Annotated in this window: 16 protein-coding genes; 5 read left to right on the top strand and 11 right to left on the bottom strand. The window is 69.5% G+C overall.

The genetic code is table 11. The features are described from left to right. Position 1 precedes the first annotated feature (1 nt). Positions 2-1,729 carry a propanediol/glycerol family dehydratase large subunit gene (locus tag BST17_RS04025; RefSeq protein ID WP_083055623.1) on the bottom strand — a complete coding sequence of 576 codons (1,728 nt, stop codon included), beginning with the start codon at positions 1,727-1,729 and terminating at the stop codon, positions 2-4. Positions 1,730-1,740: 11 nt separating this feature from the next. Then, positions 1,741-2,169, bottom strand: coding sequence for a diol dehydratase small subunit (locus BST17_RS04020; protein ID WP_083055622.1), 429 nt, complete (start codon positions 2,167-2,169; stop codon positions 1,741-1,743). Between the two features lie 90 nt (positions 2,170-2,259). On the opposite strand from BST17_RS04020, the gene BST17_RS04015 reads away from it, so the two are divergent. The 3 genes from BST17_RS04015 (at position 2,260) to cobA (ending at position 4,884) form a co-directional block, all read left to right on the top strand. Beyond that, the gene (locus tag BST17_RS04015) at positions 2,260-2,970 is read left to right on the top strand and encodes a (2Fe-2S)-binding protein (RefSeq protein ID WP_083055621.1); all 711 of its coding nucleotides are present in this window, start codon (positions 2,260-2,262) and stop codon (positions 2,968-2,970) included. A gap of 71 nt (positions 2,971-3,041) precedes the next feature. Beyond that, a complete protein-coding gene (locus tag BST17_RS04010; RefSeq protein WP_083055620.1) occupies positions 3,042-3,776 on the top strand; it encodes a response regulator transcription factor in 735 nt (244 codons plus the stop codon). Further along, the gene (gene cobA / locus BST17_RS04005; protein WP_109749982.1) at positions 3,769-4,884 is read left to right on the top strand and encodes a uroporphyrinogen-III C-methyltransferase; all 1,116 of its coding nucleotides are present in this window, start codon (positions 3,769-3,771) and stop codon (positions 4,882-4,884) included. The genes BST17_RS04010 and cobA overlap by 8 nt, the downstream gene beginning before the upstream one ends. Positions 4,885-4,903: 19 nt before the next feature. Here the strand turns inward: cobA and BST17_RS04000 are convergent, their stop codons facing one another. Beyond that, positions 4,904-5,617, bottom strand: coding sequence for an MIP/aquaporin family protein (locus BST17_RS04000; RefSeq protein WP_083055619.1), 714 nt, complete (start codon positions 5,615-5,617; stop codon positions 4,904-4,906). A 277-nt stretch (positions 5,618-5,894) separates the two neighbouring features. On the opposite strand from BST17_RS04000, the gene BST17_RS03995 reads away from it, so the two are divergent. Then, entirely contained in the window at positions 5,895-6,293 is a 399-nt protein-coding gene (locus BST17_RS03995; protein ID WP_083055618.1) for a GlcG/HbpS family heme-binding protein, read from the top strand. 63 nt (positions 6,294-6,356) lie between these two features. Here the strand turns inward: BST17_RS03995 and glpK are convergent, their stop codons facing one another. Together glpK and exaC are read right to left on the bottom strand one after the other, a co-directional pair. Further along, complete coding sequence (gene glpK / locus BST17_RS03990) at positions 6,357-7,874, bottom strand: glycerol kinase GlpK (protein ID WP_083055617.1); 1,518 nt, start codon at positions 7,872-7,874, stop codon at positions 6,357-6,359. A gap of 114 nt (positions 7,875-7,988) precedes the next feature. After that, complete coding sequence (exaC, locus tag BST17_RS03985; RefSeq protein WP_083055616.1) at positions 7,989-9,512, bottom strand: acetaldehyde dehydrogenase ExaC; 1,524 nt, start codon at positions 9,510-9,512, stop codon at positions 7,989-7,991. Positions 9,513-9,670: 158 nt separating this feature from the next. Between exaC and BST17_RS03980 the strand changes: the two genes are divergently transcribed. Continuing rightward, positions 9,671-10,246, top strand: coding sequence for a TetR/AcrR family transcriptional regulator (locus BST17_RS03980; RefSeq protein WP_083055677.1), 576 nt, complete (start codon positions 9,671-9,673; stop codon positions 10,244-10,246). Here the strand turns inward: BST17_RS03980 and BST17_RS03975 are convergent. From BST17_RS03975 to eccCb, 6 genes are all read right to left on the bottom strand, one after another. Further along, on the bottom strand, positions 10,197-11,147 hold the full coding sequence (locus BST17_RS03975) for an alpha/beta hydrolase (RefSeq protein WP_083055615.1): 951 nt from the start codon (positions 11,145-11,147) through the stop codon (positions 10,197-10,199). The two genes, BST17_RS03980 and BST17_RS03975, sit on opposite strands and share 50 nt — an antisense overlap. Before the next feature lie 115 nt (positions 11,148-11,262). Beyond that, on the bottom strand, positions 11,263-12,543 hold the full coding sequence (locus BST17_RS03970; protein ID WP_083055614.1) for a GAF domain-containing protein: 1,281 nt from the start codon (positions 12,541-12,543) through the stop codon (positions 11,263-11,265). Between the two features lie 191 nt (positions 12,544-12,734). Further along, positions 12,735-13,028 carry a WXG100 family type VII secretion target gene (locus BST17_RS03965; protein ID WP_083055613.1) on the bottom strand — a complete coding sequence of 98 codons (294 nt, stop codon included), beginning with the start codon at positions 13,026-13,028 and terminating at the stop codon, positions 12,735-12,737. 11 nt (positions 13,029-13,039) lie between these two features. Beyond that, positions 13,040-13,348 (bottom strand): WXG100 family type VII secretion target, encoded by a 309-nt coding sequence (locus BST17_RS03960; RefSeq protein ID WP_083055612.1) that lies wholly within the window; start codon positions 13,346-13,348, stop codon positions 13,040-13,042. A gap of 96 nt (positions 13,349-13,444) precedes the next feature. Then, entirely contained in the window at positions 13,445-14,527 is a 1,083-nt protein-coding gene (locus BST17_RS03955; protein WP_083055611.1) for a type VII secretion-associated protein, read from the bottom strand. Next, complete coding sequence (gene eccCb / locus BST17_RS03950; protein WP_083055610.1) at positions 14,509-18,015, bottom strand: type VII secretion protein EccCb; 3,507 nt, start codon at positions 18,013-18,015, stop codon at positions 14,509-14,511. The genes BST17_RS03955 and eccCb overlap by 19 nt, the downstream gene beginning before the upstream one ends. Between the last annotated feature and the right edge of the window lie 14 nt (positions 18,016-18,029).

The following is an 18,029-nucleotide window of genomic DNA, read 5'->3' as shown; positions in this document are numbered from 1 at the left end:
GTCATTCCACCTCAAGTTCGGGGTTCTCGGCGCTGGTCACGTGCCGCAACCGCTTCATCTCTTCCCAACGTTCCCCCGTGGGGCGGTAGCCGGTGCCGGGACCGGCGTAGTCATTGCGGTCGTTGACCGCCGACAGCGGCTGCAGGTTGCGGTCCATGATGGCCGAGGTCTGCAGCAAGTCACCGGAAACACGCTGCCGCAGAACGGTCAACAGGTTCTCGGCGATATCGGTGAAGCCGGTGGACTCCAACGCCTTGATCAGATCCAGGCCCGTGACGTTGCGTTCCATCACCTGCTGGGCGCCCTTGAGGTCTTCGAGCACATCGCGCGGGATGAGCTCGCGGCTGCCGTGCGCGTAGGTGGCGGCCTCGATCTCGGCGTCGGTGATCGCCGGTAGATCCAGGTAGCGGAAAACCGCCTGCAGCGCCTTGCCCGCGCGGTGCCGCGCGGCCAGGATCTCGGATTCCTTCACATGCTGCAGACCACCGTCGATCTGCAGGTCACGCTGGATGGTGTTGAAGTCGTCGAAATCCTCGGCGTCGACGTTGGATCCGGCGAACATGTTGTCGTAGTTGGGCGTTGCCGAGTAGCCGGAGGTGATGAAGTCGGTGCCCGGCATCAGCTGCGGCAGCAGCCGCGCGACCCGTCGCATCGGCGAATGCGAGAACGACTGGTCGTTCCCGGAGGCACATTCGAGGTCGACGGCCGAGGCGATCAGGTTCTCGGCGGCCACCGCCCGGATGCCCGCGGGCACCGCGCCGGGGACACCGATGCAGGAGATCGAGCCGTTCTGCAGACCCTGCACGCCGGCACCCTTGGTGACCAGGATGCAGCGGATCTCCAGGTACAGCATGGACCGGCCCTCGGCATTGCCCATCTGCACCTCGGAGCCGGTACCGGAGGTGAAACGCATCTTGATCCCGCGCGAGGCGTACGCCGCGGCCAGGAACGCCTTCGACCACGGGGTGTCGTCACCGTCGACGAACACCGACTCGGTGCCGTACACCGAGATGGTCTCGGCGTACGCCGTGATGCCGCGCATACCGAGTTCCAGTTCGGTGGCCTCTTCGAGGGCGCACTGGGTCAGCCGACCGCCGCGGCCGACCTGACTGCCGATCTGCAGCGCCATCGCGACCAGCGGTGCGTAACGCACCACGCCGAGCGTCGTCTCGACCTCGGAGAATCCGCGCAGCGACGCCTCGGCCGCCTCGCACGCCACCTGCAGCGGGTTGTCCCGCGCGCTGGTGCAGTGCGCCTGATTCGCCGGGGTGCGGCGGGCGCGCATCTTCTGCATGCCCATCATGATCTCGACGATGTTCATCGTCTTGACGACCTCGAGCAGCTTGGCAGCCGTCAGACCGCGGGTCACCGCGATCACATCGTCACGGGTCACCCGGGGGTCGACCAGCATGGCCGCGATGTCCTGAGCGGGGATGGCCATCGACGCCTCGGTGGTGGCCACGTCGATCGCGTGGTCGGCGATGAACTGGTCCAGGAAGTCGAAGTCGGCGCGGGCCCGGCCGTCCATCTCGACGATCACGCCGTCGACCACCTTGACGCTGGGCGCCGGATCGAATTCGCTGTCCAGCGCCACCATTCCGACCTCGGGCCATTCCTGGACGAAGCCGTCGAGGTTGACGGGGCGCTCCTCAAGAACCCTGGTGCGCTCGGACTGCCGCTTCTCGCCTGCCGTCGAGGCTGAAGCCGCCTGGGGGGTTACTGCGGTCACCGGATCAGCTCCTAATCGTTGGTGGCGAGGATGTCGCGACGCTCGTAGACGTCGGCGGCTTCGCGGACAAGACCGGCCAGCATGGTGGCCCCGTACTGGGTCTCCAACTCCTCGGCGATGGCGTCCAGCTCGGCCTTGGTGGAGGCGTTGGGCCGCAACGCGTTGTAGATCTGCAGCACCCGCTCATCGCTGATCGCCGTCATCTCCGCCGCGCGGCGCAGGTTCGCGCCCAGCGGCTTACGGCCGACCTTCTCGGCGATCTGGGCCTGCAGCCGCAGCGTCTCCGGGGTGATGCGCAGGTCCGAAGCGGTGACGTCACCCGACATCACCGCGTCCATGGTGATGTCGGCGATCGACTTGCCGTTGGGGGTGAACAGCAGATCCTGCCGGTTCAGGCTCAACGGGTAGTCCACCGTCGGATCGAGGGTCGGTTCTGTCATGCACCGATTGTGGCTCGCGTCACGTTGCAACAACGTTGCAGAGCTCGTTGTGGTCCGCTTCCGCGGAATCAGCGGCTAGCCTGTCTTCGCGTGACCCTCCCATCGACCGATGGCCACCTGGCGGCGCTAGCCGAACTGGGCGGGTACTTCGCGCTCCCCCACGCACACGGACACGAATGGCAGCCGCTGCCAGCGCTATTCGACGACGCGGGGCTGCGCGGCCACGTCACGGCCACCCGCGACGCCATCGCCGGCGCGGCGGGCTGCCCGCCGGGGCGGGTGCCGGTCCGGATGGCCGCCTCGTCGTTCCAGCTCGGTGTCGCCGCCCGGTTGCTCTCCCCTGCCATCGGCGCTGCGGTGTGCTTCGGCGCCGTCCCGGTGCTGGATGCCGGGTCCATCCGGTGGCGGACCTCCGATGGTCATGCCCCACTCTTCGCCGCCGCGGACCCGGCCTGGGTCACGACCGGAGCCCCCGCCGCGACCATCGCCGCCACCGTGATCGCGGCGCTGACCACGCTGGGTGACCGGTTGCACTCGCTGGTCTCGCTGTCACCGCAGGTGACGCGCGGGAATCTGACCTCGGCGGCCAACGGGGCGGTGACGGTGCTGGCGATGACCCGTCCCGACCTCGAACCCGCCGGGCGCACGCTCGTGCGGGGTCTGCTGGACACCGAGCCGCTGGCGGGCACCGGATCGTTCACCGACGGCACCTTCCGCAGGACCAGCTGTTGCCTGTTCTACCAAGGGCCGATGGGCGGCCTGTGCGGCGACTGCGTGCTCACCGCCCCGCCCGCGCGGTGAGTCGCGGTGCAACGTAGCTGCAACGCTGCCTGCATTAGCATTCGCCGCTCAGCAGCAGGACGGAGTTGACCATGGGCTGGACACAGACCCGCGAGGCGCCGACCCAGCGGGAGGACAGCGCCGCCGTCTCCGGCGGCTCGATCGAAAAACTCGACATGACAGTGCCTTTCATCGCACCGGCGCCGCGGCGTGCGGTGTTCGTGATGAACGACGAGTTGCTGCGCCACGGACTGATCCATGTGATGTCCCAGGATGCGGGCATCAAGCTGGTGGGTGATCTCGACCACGGTCCGGCACTGGCCGACCGGTTACGTGAACTGCGACCACACCTGCTCGTGGTCGGCGCCGAGGCCGGCCCCGGATTGTCGGCGCTGCTGGCCGGCCTGCACCCCGCCCCGCGTGTGCTGGCCGTCATCGACGGTGACGACCCACGCGAACGCGCCCTGCCGATGATCAGCGCCGGGGCCGATGCGGTGGTCGACCGCCGGTCCCCGTCGGCCGAACTGCGCGGGGCGGTGCTGCGGGTCCTCGACGGTCACCGGGTGCTCGACGCGCGCAGCGCGGAGACCCTCATCGGCGAACTACGTGACCAGTCCGGCGCGGCCGGCGCGGACATCCTCACCCGCCGCGAGCGCGAGGTACTCGACCTGCTCGTCGAGGGTCTCGACAATCGCGCGATCGCCGGGTCGCTGTTCATCTCGCAGGCCACGGTCAAGTTCCACCTGCACAACATCAAGAGCAAGTTCGGGGTGCCCAGCCGATCGGCGCTGATCGCCACCGTCCTGCGGGCACGCGACCATGGGTGACGGGATCGCGGTGCGGCTGCCGGTCCGGCACCGCTCGGTGGCGGTCATCGGGTCCTCGGATCGCTCGCTCGGTATCGTCGGCGCACTGCTGACCGCCGGCGCGAACATCACCGTCTTCGCTGCCCAGCCGGCGGCCTATCTCGCCGATCTGGCCGACCGTGGCCTGATCACGCTGCGCGCCAACGCTGTCGGCGATGCCGACCTCCTGGGCGCCGAGGTGGTGTTCACCTGCGCGGGGCTCGGCGATGCCGAACGGGCGACGGTCGCCGCGGCCGCCGCCCGCGGAACCTTCTGCATCGACACCGAGGACGACTCCGAGCACGCTGCCGGTCCGGATACCGGCCGGGTGATCATCGTCGGAGGCGGCCCGGGTGATCCGGGGTTGCTCACCGTCGCCGGCCGGACCGCACTCGCGGGCGCCGATGTCATCGTCACCGACCGACTGGCACCGGTGGCCGCCCTGCACGAGATCGCCCCGCGGGCACAGGTCATCGACGTCTCGAAGATCCCCGGCGGGCGCCGCACCGAGCAGAGCGATATCAACACGATGCTGATCGAGCACGCCCGCGCGGGCCGCACGGTGGTGCGCCTCAAAGGCGGTGACGGCTTCGTCTTCGGCCGGGGTGGCGAGGAGGTCGACGAATGCGTGCGCGCCGGTGTCACGGTCGACGTGATACCGGGCGTGAGTTCGTCGATCGCGGTACCCGCCTCCGCAATGGTCCCGGTGACCCACCGCGGGCTCACCCAGGGTTTCACCGTCGTGTCCGGTCACGTCCCCCCCGATGACCCGGAGTGCACGGTGAACTACGCCGCGCTGGCCGCGGCCAACACCACGATCGTGCTGATGATGGCGGTGGCCAATCTCGATACGATCGCCCGAACCCTGATGGAGGCCGGAATGCCGCCCGGCACACCGGCCGTCGTGATCGCGGACGGGACGCTGGCCGGCCAGCAGGAGATCCGCGCCTCCCTCGACGGTATCGCCGCCGCCGCCCGCGACGCCGAGGTCCGCCCGCCGGCCACCACCGTGATCGGCGCGGTGGCCGGCTTCGTGCCGGGACAGGCCGTTGACGCGATGATCGCCCGCCCGAGCGCGCTGGCGCTCTGACGGGCGATCATCGACCGGGTCAGACCGGCAGCACAGCCACCAGGCCGGCCGCCAGGGCGGCGCCGACCAGTGGTGCCACCACGGGCACCCAGGCGTAACCCCAGTCGGCGTTGGCCTTGCCCCGGATCGGCAACACCGCGTACGCGATACGCGGGCCGAGATCACGGGCGGGGTTGATGGCGTAGCCGGTCGGGCCGCCCAGACCGAAGCCGATGGTGATGATCACGAAGGAGACCGCCGCATAGCCCAGCGCGGTGTTGGCCTCCGGGTTGATCAGGATCCAGAAGATCAGCACGAAGGTGGCGATCACCTCGGTGACGATGTTCCACGGGAAATTACGGACCGACGGCGTGGTGCAGAAGATTCCACGCGTCCCGGAGTTGTCGTCGTTGTTGTCGAACTGCAATTTGAAGGCCGCCCATGCCAGCGAGGCCCCGACGAAGGCACCCAGGATCTGCGCCGCCCAGTACACCGGCACCGTCGACCACGGCACCCCGCCGGACAGCGCGACCGCCAGCGTCACCGCAGGGTTGATGTGCGCGCCCGCCGGGGCGGCGACGCTGGCACCGGTGAAGACCGCGAAGCCCCAGCCGAGCACGATGATCAACCAATCACCCCCGCCACCATGGGAGTACGAGTTCTTCAGCACGACCGCGGCGACCGAGCCGCTGCCGAGCAGACACAGCACCGCCGTGCCGAGGAACTCCCATACGAAGATGTCGATGTTCGCCACTGAAACCACCTATCTCACGAGGGCAGACGCTGTGCACCAGTCTTTGTGGTTTACGCTGGCGTGGCGCGTATTTCGGCCCAACCTGGCCGACTCTCTGGCCAAAAATCGTGGCAGCACTGATCTTTTGGCGAGTATTCGGACAGGTTTGCCCGCCCCGGGCCGACCGTGGCCCAAAGCCCTGTCCCGCTACCGCTGTTCGGATTATGATCGACACGCGGCCATCCGCCAACGCGAACGTCAAAAATCGTTGCGAGAAAACCGATTCGAAAGGTTTGTCATGAGTGCCATCAGCCTCACCAGCGCGACCAAGGTGGTCGACGCTGCCATCGAGAAGGCCGGCGAGATCGGTCAGCCGATGAACATCGCGGTCGTCGACGACGGCGGCCACCTGGTGGCGTTCGCCCGCATGGACGGTGCCATCAAGGCCAGTATCGACATCTCGATCAAGAAGGCGCGCACCTCGATCCTGATGAACGCGCCCACCGGGGCGTTGATGCCGCTCGCCCAGCCCGGCGCCGAACTCTACGGTCTGGAGCAGACCTGCGGCGGCCTGGTGATCTTCGGTGGCGGCATCCCGCTGACCGTGGACGGTATCGTCGTCGGCGCCATCGGCGTCAGCGCGGGCAGCGTCGAACAGGATGTCGCGGTGGCCGAGGCCGGCGTGGCGGCACTCTAGATTCAGTGACGAAAGCCGTTCCCGCCCTTCGGCTCTCCTTCCGAAGGGCGGGAACGTTGCTTTCTAGGAGACGTCGACCCAGTCCAGCGTGCGCTGCACGGCCTTCTGCCAGCCGGCATAGCCGTCGTTGCGCTGCTGTTCGGACCACTGCGCGCTCCAGCGCTCACCCTCCTGCCAGTTGGCACGCAGGTCCTCGGGACTGTCCCAGAACCCGACGGCCAGGCCGGCCGCGTACGCCGCGCCCAACGCGGTGGTCTCGGCGACCACCGGCTTGACGACATCGACACCGAGTACATCGGCCTGGATCTGCATGCACAGCGCGTTCGCTGTGATTCCGCCGTCGACCTTCAGAACCTCAAGGTGCACACCGGAATCTGCTTCCATCGCGTCGACCACATCGCGGCTCTGATAGCAGATCGCCTCCAGCGTCGCCCGCGCCACATGGGCGTTGGTGTTGAACCGGCTCAGCCCGACGATCGCGCCGCGGGCATCGGAGCGCCAGTAGGGCGCGAACAGCCCGGAGAACGCCGGGACGAAGTACACCCCGCCGTTGTCCTGGACCTGGCGGGCCAGCGACTCGCTCTGCGCGGCACCGCTGATGATGCCGAGCTGATCGCGCAGCCACTGCACCGCCGACCCGGTCACCGCGATGGAGCCCTCCAGCGCGTACACCGGTTTGGCATCGCCGAACTGGTAGCACACCGTGGTGAGCAGACCGTTCTCGGAGCGGACGATCTTCTCCCCGGTGTTCAGCAGCAGGAAGTTGCCGGTGCCGTAGGTGTTCTTGGCCTCGCCGGCCTTCAGGCAGACCTGGCCGACCATGGCCGCCTGCTGGTCACCCAGGATGCCGGTCACCGGTACCTCACCGCCCATCGGGCCGGTGGCCAGTGTCGTCCCGTACGGCTCGGGCGAGGAGGACGGGCGGATCTGCGGCAGCATCTGGCGCGGAATCCCGAAGAAGGACAACAGTTCGTCGTCCCAGTCCAGGGTTTCCAGATTCATCAGCATGGTGCGGCTGGCGTTGGTCACGTCGGTGACGTGCACACCGCCGCGCGGGCCGCCGGTCAGGTTCCACACCACCCAGCTGTCGCTGTTGCCGAAGATGGCATCACCGTTCTCGGCCGCTTCGCGCACCCCGTCGACGTTCTCCAGGATCCACTGGATCTTACCGCCGGAGAAATAGGTCGCCGGGGGCAGACCGGCCTTGCGGCGGATCACATCACCGCGGCCATCGCGATCCAGCGCGGTCGCGATGCGGTCGGTGCGGGTGTCCTGCCAGACGATCGCGTTGTAGTACGGCCGGCCGGTGTGCCGGTTCCACACCAGCGTGGTCTCACGCTGATTGGTGATGCCCAGTGCGGCAATATCTTCGGGTTGCAGATTGGTGTTGTTGAGCACCGAGGTCAGCACCGAGGAGGTGCGCTCCCAGATCTCCACCGGGTTGTGTTCCACCCACCCGGCCTGGGGCATGATCTGCTCGTGCTCGAGTTGGTGACGCCCCACCTCGGCGCCCGCATGATCGAAGATCATGGCTCGGGTGCTCGTGGTGCCTTGATCGATGGCCGCGACGAATCTGGGCAACGCTGCTCCTGACGCCGAAAAGGGTTGTGGGACCGCGGACGTGAGCTTGGGCCGGAGATCGGGGGGAGTTTCGAACCCAAGCTCACGTCCGCGGGGTCTGTGGTGGGGTGCAGTCTAGAAGAAACCCTGCGCCTTGTTGCTGTAAGACACCAGCAGGTTCTTGGTCTGCTGGTAATGGTCCAGCATCATCAGGTGGTTCTCCCGGCCGATGCCGGACTGCTTGTAACCACCGAATGCGGCGTGCGCCGGGTACTGGTGGTAGCAGTTGGTCCACACCCGGCCGGCCTTGATGTCGCGGCCCGCACGGTAGGCGGTGTTGCCGTCGCGGCTCCACACGCCGGCGCCCAGACCGTAGAGGGTGTCATTGGCCAACTCGATGGCGTCGTCGTAATCCTTGAACGAGGTCACCGCGACCACGGGGCCGAAGATCTCCTCCTGGAAGATGCGCATCTTGTTGTTGCCGGTGAAGATCGTCGGCGCCACGTAGTAACCGCCGTTGAGGTCACCGCCGAGGTCGGCGCGCTCGCCACCGGTGATGACCTGCGCGCCCTCGCTCTTACCGATCTCGATGTAGGACAGGATCTTCTCGAGCTGATCGTTGGAGGCCTGCGCACCGATCATGGTCTCGGTGTCCAGCGGATCGCCCTGGCGCACCGCCTTGGTGCGGATGGCGGCCATCGCCAGGAACTCGTCGAAGATGTCGGCCTGCACCAGGCTGCGCGACGGGCAGGTGCACACCTCACCCTGGTTGAGGGCGAACATGGTGAAGCCCTCCAGCGCCTTGTCCTGGTAGTCGTCGTTGGCCGCCAGGACATCGTTGAAGAAGATGTTGGGGCTCTTGCCGCCCAGTTCGAGGGTGACCGGGATCAGATTCTGGCTGGCGTACTGCATGATCAGCCGGCCGGTGGTGGTTTCACCGGTGAAGGCGATCTTGGCGATCCGGTTCGAGGAGGCCAACGGCTTGCCCGCCTCGACACCGAAACCGTTGACGACGTTGACCACACCGGCGGGCAGCAGGTCACCGATCACCTTGAACAGGTAGAGCACCGAGACCGGGGTCTGCTCGGCCGGCTTGAGCACGATGGCATTACCGGCGGCCAGCGCCGGGGCGAGCTTCCAGACCGCCATCAGGATCGGGAAGTTCCACGGGATGATCTGCCCGACGACGCCGAGCGGCTCGTGAAAGTGGTAGGCCACCGTGTCGTTGTCGATCTCCGACAGCGAACCTTCCCGCGCGCGGATCGCGCCCGCGTAGTAGCGGAAGTGGTCGACGGCCAGGGGGATGTCGGCGTTCAGCGTCTCGCGGATCGGCTTGCCGTTGTCCCACGACTCGGCCAGCGCGATCGATTCGAGGTTCTCCTCGATCCGATCGGCGATCTTGTTGAGGATGAGCGCGCGCTCGGCTGCGCTGGTCTTGCCCCACGCGGGAGCGGCGGCGTGCGCGGCGTCGAGGGCCTTCTCGATATCGGATTCGTCGGAGCGGGCGACCTCGCAGAACACCTCACCGGTGACGGGAGTGCGGTTCTCGAAGTACCGGTCGGCGTTCGGGGCGACCCACTCGCCGCCGATGTAGTTGTCATAGCGGGCGTCGAACGACATCAAAGCGCCGTCGGCACCCGGCCGTGCGTAAACAGTCATGAGGATCTCCTGCGTTCGGACACATGGGTGTGTCGGCCGTCACTCAATGTAGGGGTTGCAACGTTGCATGACGGTTGCAACTCACGGTGATCTCGGAGAAGAATCGGCCCATCGGCACCACCCGCAGAAGCCCCCGGCAGGCCCGGTCGATCCAGACGCTGGCCGTGCTCGTGGAGGCCGCTGCGCAGGTGTTCTCCCGCGAGGGCCTGGCGGCCACGACCAACCGGATCGCCGAACGCGCCGGTGTCTCGATCGGCACGCTCTACCAATACTTTCCGGACAAGAATGCGCTGCTGCACGCGGTCGCGGCCCGCCACGTCCGGGCGGCCGATGCCCGGCTGGGCGCGCTCTTCGAGCAGTTGCGGGCCACCGAGCCGTCGTTCGACGAGACGATGGATCAGCTGTTGACCGCGCTGGTGGAGCTGCACAGCGGACAGCCCCGGCTGCATGCGGTGCTGCACCGGGTGGCGATGACGGCCGCCGATCTCGAAGAGATGCGCGCCTTCGAGGACCGGGTCTGCGCCGAGGTCGCGTTTCACCTGAAGCGCTGTGACCGCGGTGGCCTCGGGACGACGGGATATGCCGACGATCCGGAGCTGACGGCCCGGACGTTGGTACACGCCATCGACGCCCAACTGCACCGGGTGATGCCCGAGCACGGTTATGCGGTGGCACCGTTGCGGCTCACCGTCGAGCGGCTCGCTCCGCCGAACCGTCGGCACCCAGGGCCCTGACCGTCTCCCGGCCGACTGCTTCGAGCTGACTCAGCCCGGGCTCCTCGATCGGGTAATGCCCACAGTTCTCCAGCAGCACGGCCCGGGTGGGACCCGAGATCCGCTGCAGGAAACGCTGACTCAGCTCCGGCGGCGTCCAGGTGTCGGCGGCCGGTGCCACCAATGTGACCGGTGCGCCGCGGTACCGCTCGGGCGGGGTGTGCCGGTGGTTGAACCAGCTCGACAGGAATCCGATGGGTACCCGCACCCCGCCGCCGCGCGGGTCGGTGGCGCACAGCGTCGACAGGCCCGGGTTGTTGCTCATCGCGGACATGTCGGCCAACCATCGGACGGGTATCCGCAACCCGCCCAGCACGGGATCGATCGTGCGCAGCGCGACCGCTCCCGGCCTGCCGAGGACCTTGATGCGCGATGCCGCCCGGCGGGCCCGCGCGTCGGCGGGATCGAGCAGACAGGTTGCCAATACCGCGTCGACTCCGCCGGTGCGGTGTGCCACCTCGTAGGACAGCAGGCCGCCCATGCTGGCGCCGAACAGGATGATGGGCCGGTCGTCGGCGGCCCGTTCGGCGATGACGATGTCGGTCAGCAGGTCCAGCCAGTCCCGGTACCGCACGGCGGCCGGGTGCGGCTCCTCGGTGTAGCCGTACAGCGGCAGGTCGGGGGCGATCACCTCGACGCCGATATCACCACCGACGCCGGCGGCAAGTCCGGCCAGCGGCCAGAGCGCGCCGGAGTAGCCGCCCGCGCCGTGCACCAGGATGCCCTTGACCCGGGCGTCGGCGGTGCCCGCGCGGGCGATGTGGACCCGTCGGCCGCGCCACGGCAGCCAGGTCGACCGCGGGGTGAGGATGCCCGCGCGGCGATGCTCGGGAAGGAAGGCGGCGTAGCGCTCGACGTTCACACCCCGATGGTGCGGGGCGGCAGCGGCGCTGACAACTCGCGTTCGACCGCGATATCTGCCCAGCTCAACCGCGTTGTCGCCGGGAGTACTCAGATTCCGGCGGGCCGCGTCGGTCTCACCCGAGTTCGGAGTCGAGCCCGACGAGGTGGGCCCGCGCCCTCGCCCGCACGATCGGATCTGCCGCGGCGTGCTCGGCGAGCAACTGCCAGCCCCGCCGGTCGTCGCGGCCGTCGGGCAGTTGCAGCCAGTGCCGCAACAACGCGAGGTTTCCGCGGGCCGACTCGGCCAGCACCGCGCCGCGCAGGCTGGTGGCCAGCTCGGTGCGCAGCCGCGCGATGGCCGGCGACACCGACTGCGGCAGCAACGCACCGGCGTAGGCGGACAGCGCCCCGGCGACGTCACCGGCCTGCAGGGCGTCGAGCACGTCACCCATGTCGCTGGAGACCGGGCCGAGCAGCCGGTAGGGCCGCGAGGCGATGTGGTCGCCGCCGATGACGCGCCGCAGCCGCGACATCTCGGCGCGGATGGTGACGACATCGAGATCCTTGTCGTCCAGCAGCATCGCCAGGTGGTCGGCGCTGAGCCCCTCGGGATGACGGATCAGCAGAACCAGGATGTCGGCGTGCCTGCCGGTGAGCGCCACCGCATTGGCGCCGCCGGCGTGCCAGCGCGGGCGGTCCGCGCCGAGTACCGACAGGGTCGCGACCTCGTCGGCACCGTCGACGGGACCGGACAGCCGCAGCAGTGCCAACTGGTTCTCGACGGCGACGGCGGTGGCCCGCACCAGTGCCAGCGTCTGCGGCGTGGCGACCGACGGGCCGCCGGTGAGATCGATGGCGCCCAGCAGCGCACCGGTGCCCGGATCGTGGACCGGCACCGCGGTGCAGTTCCACGGGTGCACGATGCGGGAGAAGTGCTCGGAGCCGCGGATCTGCAGTTCCCGGTCCAGGGCCAGGGCGGTGCCCGGGGCGTTGGTGCCCGCGGCGTGCTCACTCCAGTCCGTGCCGGGCACGAAGTTCATCCCCTCGGCCTTGCGGATGGCGCGGCGGTCGCCCTCGACCCACAGCAGGGTGCCGTCGGCGGCGGTGATCGCGACGACGACACCGGAGTCCACGGCGTCCTCGACGAGCAGCCGGCGGATCAGCGGCAGGGTCGGCGCCAGCGGGTGTGACCTGCGCAGTTCTTCGAGCGCCTTGGCGGCTTCGGTGGCCTGCCCGACGGTGTCGGGGTCGACCCCGGTGGCCAGGCTGCGCTGCCAGCTCTCGGCGACGATGCGGCGCAGCGGGACGGAATCGAGATAGGAGGCGTCGACCTGACCTGCGACGAACAGGTCGTGGACGGCACGCACCTTCGCCGGCGGCACCCGGCCGCCGGAGGTCCTCGATAACGCCACCATGCTCACACTCCCCGCGAGGCGCCGTTCCCGGACGCTCCGCATCTCTGAGGCCAGGATAGTGGACCGCGTCACACTGGTTCGGCGTTCGCCCGCCCGGGCGTCGCTCGCCGGGTCGCGCACCTGCCCGATCGGGCGGTGCAGCCCCGTCCGGCTCTCCTCCGGGACGGGACCGCACCCGACCGTGGGGCAGGTCAGCCCCAGGCGCCGGCCGCGCGCCGGTCGGTGGCCGACACCTCGTCGGCACCGTCGCGGACCGCGTTGCCCAGCCGCTGCAGGATGTCGTTGAGCGCCGCGGCGGACTGGTTCCAGCGCAATTGTTCGGCGCGGTAGGCCTCGGCGGCCTGCGCGGTCCAGGTCTGCTGCAGCGGGGCGATCTGGCCGCGCAGATCTTCCAGTGCGGCGTTGAAGCGCGCGGAGATGGTGTGGATCTCCTGGCGGACGGTGTGCTCGATCTCGTCGAAGTTGTAGGTCACCATCATGTCCATGGCGGTCTCCGCTACAGGTGCTCGGCGACGGCGCTGATCCGCTGCGCATGGCCGTCGGCGGCCTCGCGCAGGGTGCGTTCGTTGAGCCGGATGGTCTCGGCGATGCGGCCGAGCGCGGTGTGCAGTGCGATCGACTCGGTGTTCCAGCGATCGACCACCTCCCGGAACCGCGCGGCGGCGGCACCACCCCACACCGAGGCCGGCACGCTGCACATCCGGCCGATGAACGACCCGAGCATGACCCGGACCTCGTCGTTGCGGGCATCGATCTGACCGGAGACCGTGTGCATGAGGTCCAGGTCGGTGTTCAGAGCGGGCATCGGGTGTCCTCCTCGGTGAGTGGTGTCGGGTGTCTGTCTGTCATTCGGGCTCTTCTTGATTGGACGCAGCGGATGTCCATTCGGTTCCACTGCATTTCAGTCCGGCACGGTGCGCGCCGAACGGACCGCCTCCGCGCAGTGCTCGCGGATCCGGTCGGGCTGCTGACATCCGATCGCGATCCGCACCGGTCCATCGACGAAGACCGCCCACTCGATATCGCGGCCGGGCCGGGTCTCGGTGTAGCTCATCACGTCCCGGTCACCACGGTGATCGGTGGCGCGGAAGTCGGCGAACACCCCGGGTGGTTGCGCGGCCAGCGCCGCCGCCAGCACGCCGGCCGGGTCGGGACCGGCCGGGGACTGGGTCAGCAGGATGGCGGCGTCCGGGTCGTACGGTGAGATCGCCTGCAGCCGTGGCGAACCCGCACCGTCGACGACGCGGTATCGCGCCCACCCGGCCGGTAACCGCAACGCGACCCGGCCCTCACCGACCGGCTCGGTCTGGCCGGGTGCCGGTTCACCCGACGGCACGATGACGCCCAGGCCGGCGGCGAGCAGCACGACTCCGGCCATCAGGGGTGCCACCCGGCGCCCCCGACGCCGGGCCGACGCGCCGGCCTGGCGCAGCAGCACATGATCGTCGACGACGGTGGTGTCGCGCCGGCGGGCCCGGCAGCGCCCTGCGATGTCGGCGGCGAGTTCGGCGGCACCGGGCACACCGATGGGCGCGTCGATCAGCACGGGCCCGCCGGCGGTGATCTGGGCCGCGACGTCATCGGCCACCCGGTCGGTCAGACGCGGCACCGAGGCGACCACCCGGTCGGCGATCCGCACGAGGACGAACTCCCCGGCGATCTCGACGATGACATCGGCGACCGTGGTGTACACCGTGTGTCGTTGCCGCACGGTGTGTCTCACGCCGGCCGCGCGCCGGATGCGATCCACCCGGGCCGGATGCCACCAGCCGGGACAGACGAGCACCAGCGGCGAGGTGTGCGCCGCCGCGGCCCGCAGCACGGTGCGCCACAGATCGTCGACATCGACCACCCGGTCGTCGACGAGCGCGCGCGGGTCGTCGATGGCCGCGCAGGCGGCCGCGGCGAGTTCGGCCGGAACCGGTCGCGGTCCGTGCACGGTGGCCGGCCCCACCAACAGCACGGTCACCGCGGTTCGGTCCATGCGGTCTGGATACGTTCGTCGGGATGCCCGCGCCGGATCAGTATGGCCCGTCCGGGTGGCAGGACGACGGGCCTGGTGGATCCGAACAACACGCCCTCGTCGGCGGAAGTGCTCATCATCAGTGCGGCGCATCCGAGTTCGCGCATGGTGGCCAGCACCGGGTTGAACAGCGCCCGGGCCGCTCCCCCGGCGCGGCGGCCGACGACCAGGTGCAGTCCGACATCGCGGGCGTACGGCAGGAACTCCAGCAGCGGGGCCAGTGGATCGCCGGTGCCGGAGAGCAGTTCGTGATCGTCGACCACGACATAGATCTCCGGCCCCGACCACCAGGAGCGGTCCCGCAACTGTCGCTGGGTGACACCGGCATCGGGCATCCGGGCACGCAGGATGTCGACCAGTGCCGGCAGGTGCGCCGCCAGGATGGCGGCCGAGATCGCGTAGCCGGCCAGGTGCGCGGTGTGCACGGCCCCCAGCAGGGTGCGCCGCGCGTCGCCGATGTAGAGCTGCACCTGCTCGGGTGAGCAGTCCCGGGCCAGCCGGGCGCACAGCGTGCGCAGCACCGAGGTCTTGCCGCAACCGCTGTCACCGAGCACGATCAGATGCGGAGTGTTCTCGAAATCGATTGTCACAGGTCCCAACTGAGACTCGTCGATACCGATCGCGACCTGGGTGGCCGGTACCGCGGATCTCGGCAGGGTCGCGCCGTCCACCCGCGCGGGCAGCAACCGCACGGGTGGCGCCGCACCATCGGGATGGCGGCCGCACAGAGCGGTCACCGACGCGCTGACGTCCGCGCCGTCGAGATGCGGCAGCGCCAGCGCCGCGAGCCGGCCGTCGCGGGTCAGCGCCGTCCCGGGCGGGTGGTCCGCCAGTTGCCGGGCGGTCTTGCGGTCCATCTCCGACTCCGCCGGCTCGCCGAGTCGTAACTCGATCCGGGTGCCGAGTTGATCCTTAAGCGCTGGGCGCAGATCCGCCCAGCGCGCCGCGGTGATGACGACATGCACGCCGTGGGCGAGTCCGTGGGCGGCCAGTTCGCCGATGGCCTCGTCGAGCCCCCGGCCGTCGTTACGCAACGCCGCCCAGCCGTCGACGATCAGGAACGCCTCGCCGTAGCCGTCCCGGGCGCGCTCGGCTCCGGTCGCGCGTCGCCGCACCAGCGCCTGCAGCTGGGCCACGGTGCGACCGGCGAGTTCGGGGTCACCCCGCCCTGCCACCGCGCCGGTGTGCGGCAGCCGCTTCATCGGTGCGAGCAGGCCACCGCCGAAATCCAGGCAATAGAATGCGATCTCACCGGGCGGATGCCGTGCCGCCAGCGCCAACATCAGTGTGCACAGCAGGGTGGACTTGCCCGAGCGGGTGGCGCCGACGACGGCCACGTGCCCACCGGATCCGGTGAGGTCGACGGTCAACAGCTCACGGGTCTGCGCAAAGGGGTTGTCGGCCAGACCGATCGGCGCCGTCAGGCGGGCGCCGTCGTGACGGGCCATCAGCGCCGCCAGCGTGGGTGGCCCTGGCAACGGTGCCAGCCAGACGGCATGCGCCTTGGGGCCGTGACCGGCCAACCGGTCGAGCACCACGTCGAGCACGGTGCGCGTGCCCGGTGCCGCGACCGCGGTGCCCGGCCCCGTATGCGCGGCGGTGAACAGCCGCACGGTCGGCGTGCGGTCCGGTGGTTGCTCAGCGGGGCCGGACACATACGTCGTCCGCAGCCGCACCGACGCGCCGTCGACGGTCTTCAGATACGCCGCACCGGGTTCGGCGGGCAGCTCATAGGCATCGGGGACGCCCAGCACGGCGCGGGAGTCGCCGGCCGAGAACGTCTTCAGGCAGACCCGGTAGGACAGATGGGTGTCCAGGCCGCGCAACCTGCCCTCGTCGAGGCGTTGGCTGGCCAACAGCAGGTGCATGCCCAGCGAACGGCCCAGCCGCCCGACGGCCAGGAAGAGGTCGGCGAAGTCCGGATGCCTGCTGAGCAGTTCGGAGAACTCGTCGATCACGATGAACAACACCGGTAGCGGCGCCAGGTCGACACCCTGCTCACGCGCCCGCCGATGCTCGCCGATGCTGCCCAGACCGGCCTGCCGCAGCAGTTGTTGACGCCGGTGCATCTCGCCGGTGAGCGCGGCGTGCATGCGGTCGACCAGATGCGACTCGTCGGCCAGATTCGTGATGACGGCGGCCACGTGGGGCAGCCGCTCGAAGCCCAGAAATGTTGCACCGCCCTTGAAGTCGATCAGTGCCAGGTTCAACTCCGCGGAGGTGTGCGTCGCGGCCAGGCCCAGGATGAGGGTGCGCAGGAATTCCGACTTTCCGGAACCGGTTGCGCCCACGCATAATCCGTGCGGTCCCATGCCGCCCTCGGCGGCCTCCTTGATGTCCAGATGAACCGGAGCGCCCACGTTCTCGGGGCCGTCACCGGTACCTATCGGTACCCGCAGCCGCGGTCCGGCCGGTGCGTCGCCGCCGAGCAGCCACGACCACGGCGTTGCCTCGCCCTCCCCCGCGGTGGCCGTGCGCCACCTGGCAAGCCGCCGGGCGCACAGCTGTGCCTGCGCCTCGGACAGTGCGTCGGAATCCGGACCCGCCATCACGGTGCGCGCGCCGTGACCCCCGAGATCCAGCACCACGTCCGCCGCGTCCGGTCGGACCGCGTCGTCGTCATCGAGGATCAGTACGGACCGCGCCCCGGGGAGGCCGTGGCCGTGGTGCGGCAGCCATTTTACCCAGTCCCAGTCCGGCGAACCGGGCCGGACACGCGCCGAGATCCGGACATCATCGGGTCCGTGCAGGGTGGCGAGCTGACAGACCACCGCGCGCACGAGCGGCCGGACATGCTGGGGGTCACCGGTGAAGCCGAGGTGGCCGCGGAGCTCGACGGTGACCGGGACGGCGGGCACCACGGCACAGGCTGCCAGCATGTCGTCGAGGGCCGCCTCGGTCACCGGGTCCGGCTCACCGACCGGGTCGCGATCGTCGACGATCAGCGGGGTGGCCAGGGCCACCGGCCCGACCCCGACGCGCACCCGACAGAACTCCGGCTCCGCGCGCCGGCGTTCCCACATCCGGCCGCTGCCGGCCATCGACCACAGCATCGCCGGATCCGGGTGCGCCCGGTGCAGACACGCGTGCTGGACGGCCGCGGTCTGCGCCGACTGCACCGCCACCGTGTCCAGGTAGCGCAGGTACTCCCGGCGCCCCGCGTCGAGTTCGGCCGACCGGCCGCGGGTGCCGTGCGCCACCGTCGCCAGCACGGACACCAGCATCATCACCGGCAGGATCAGATACATCGGGCTGCGGGTGGACGCCGCGCGATCGCCGGACAGGTACAGCACCACCATGCCGGCGGCGGCCACCAGCATCACCAGCGGCAGCAGTCTGGTCAGCACGTTGGGCGGCTGCTGCACCGGCACCGGCGGTGGCCGGCGCACCCGCACCGGTTCCGACGGCACCCGCGGCGCCGCCGCCGGCCGCCCGCGAACGAACTCCATTCTTGTTCTGACGC

The sequence above is a fragment of the Mycolicibacterium bacteremicum genome (assembly GCF_002086115.1).
Lineage (GTDB): Bacteria > Actinomycetota > Actinomycetes > Mycobacteriales > Mycobacteriaceae > Mycobacterium > Mycobacterium bacteremicum.
The sequence above is the reverse complement of the archived record's forward strand: the minus strand, read 5'-3'. Positions and strand labels throughout refer to the sequence as shown.

Coding starts and splice junctions, on each gene's coding strand:
- BST17_RS04010 (WP_083055620.1), top strand. CDS start 3,042: ATGGGCTGGACACAGACCCGCGAGGCGCCGACCCAGCGGGAGGACAGC.
- BST17_RS03955 (WP_083055611.1), bottom strand. CDS start 14,527: ATGGACCGAACCGCGGTGACCGTGCTGTTGGTGGGGCCGGCCACCGTG.
- BST17_RS03965 (WP_083055613.1), bottom strand. CDS start 13,028: ATGGACATGATGGTGACCTACAACTTCGACGAGATCGAGCACACCGTC.
- BST17_RS04020 (WP_083055622.1), bottom strand. CDS start 2,169: ATGACAGAACCGACCCTCGATCCGACGGTGGACTACCCGTTGAGCCTG.
- BST17_RS03970 (WP_083055614.1), bottom strand. CDS start 12,543: ATGGTGGCGTTATCGAGGACCTCCGGCGGCCGGGTGCCGCCGGCGAAG.
- cobA (WP_109749982.1), top strand. CDS start 3,769: ATGGGTGACGGGATCGCGGTGCGGCTGCCGGTCCGGCACCGCTCGGTG.
- exaC (WP_083055616.1), bottom strand. CDS start 9,512: ATGACTGTTTACGCACGGCCGGGTGCCGACGGCGCTTTGATGTCGTTC.
- BST17_RS03995 (WP_083055618.1), top strand. CDS start 5,895: ATGAGTGCCATCAGCCTCACCAGCGCGACCAAGGTGGTCGACGCTGCC.
- BST17_RS03960 (WP_083055612.1), bottom strand. CDS start 13,348: ATGCCCGCTCTGAACACCGACCTGGACCTCATGCACACGGTCTCCGGT.
- eccCb (WP_083055610.1), bottom strand. CDS start 18,015: ATGGAGTTCGTTCGCGGGCGGCCGGCGGCGGCGCCGCGGGTGCCGTCG.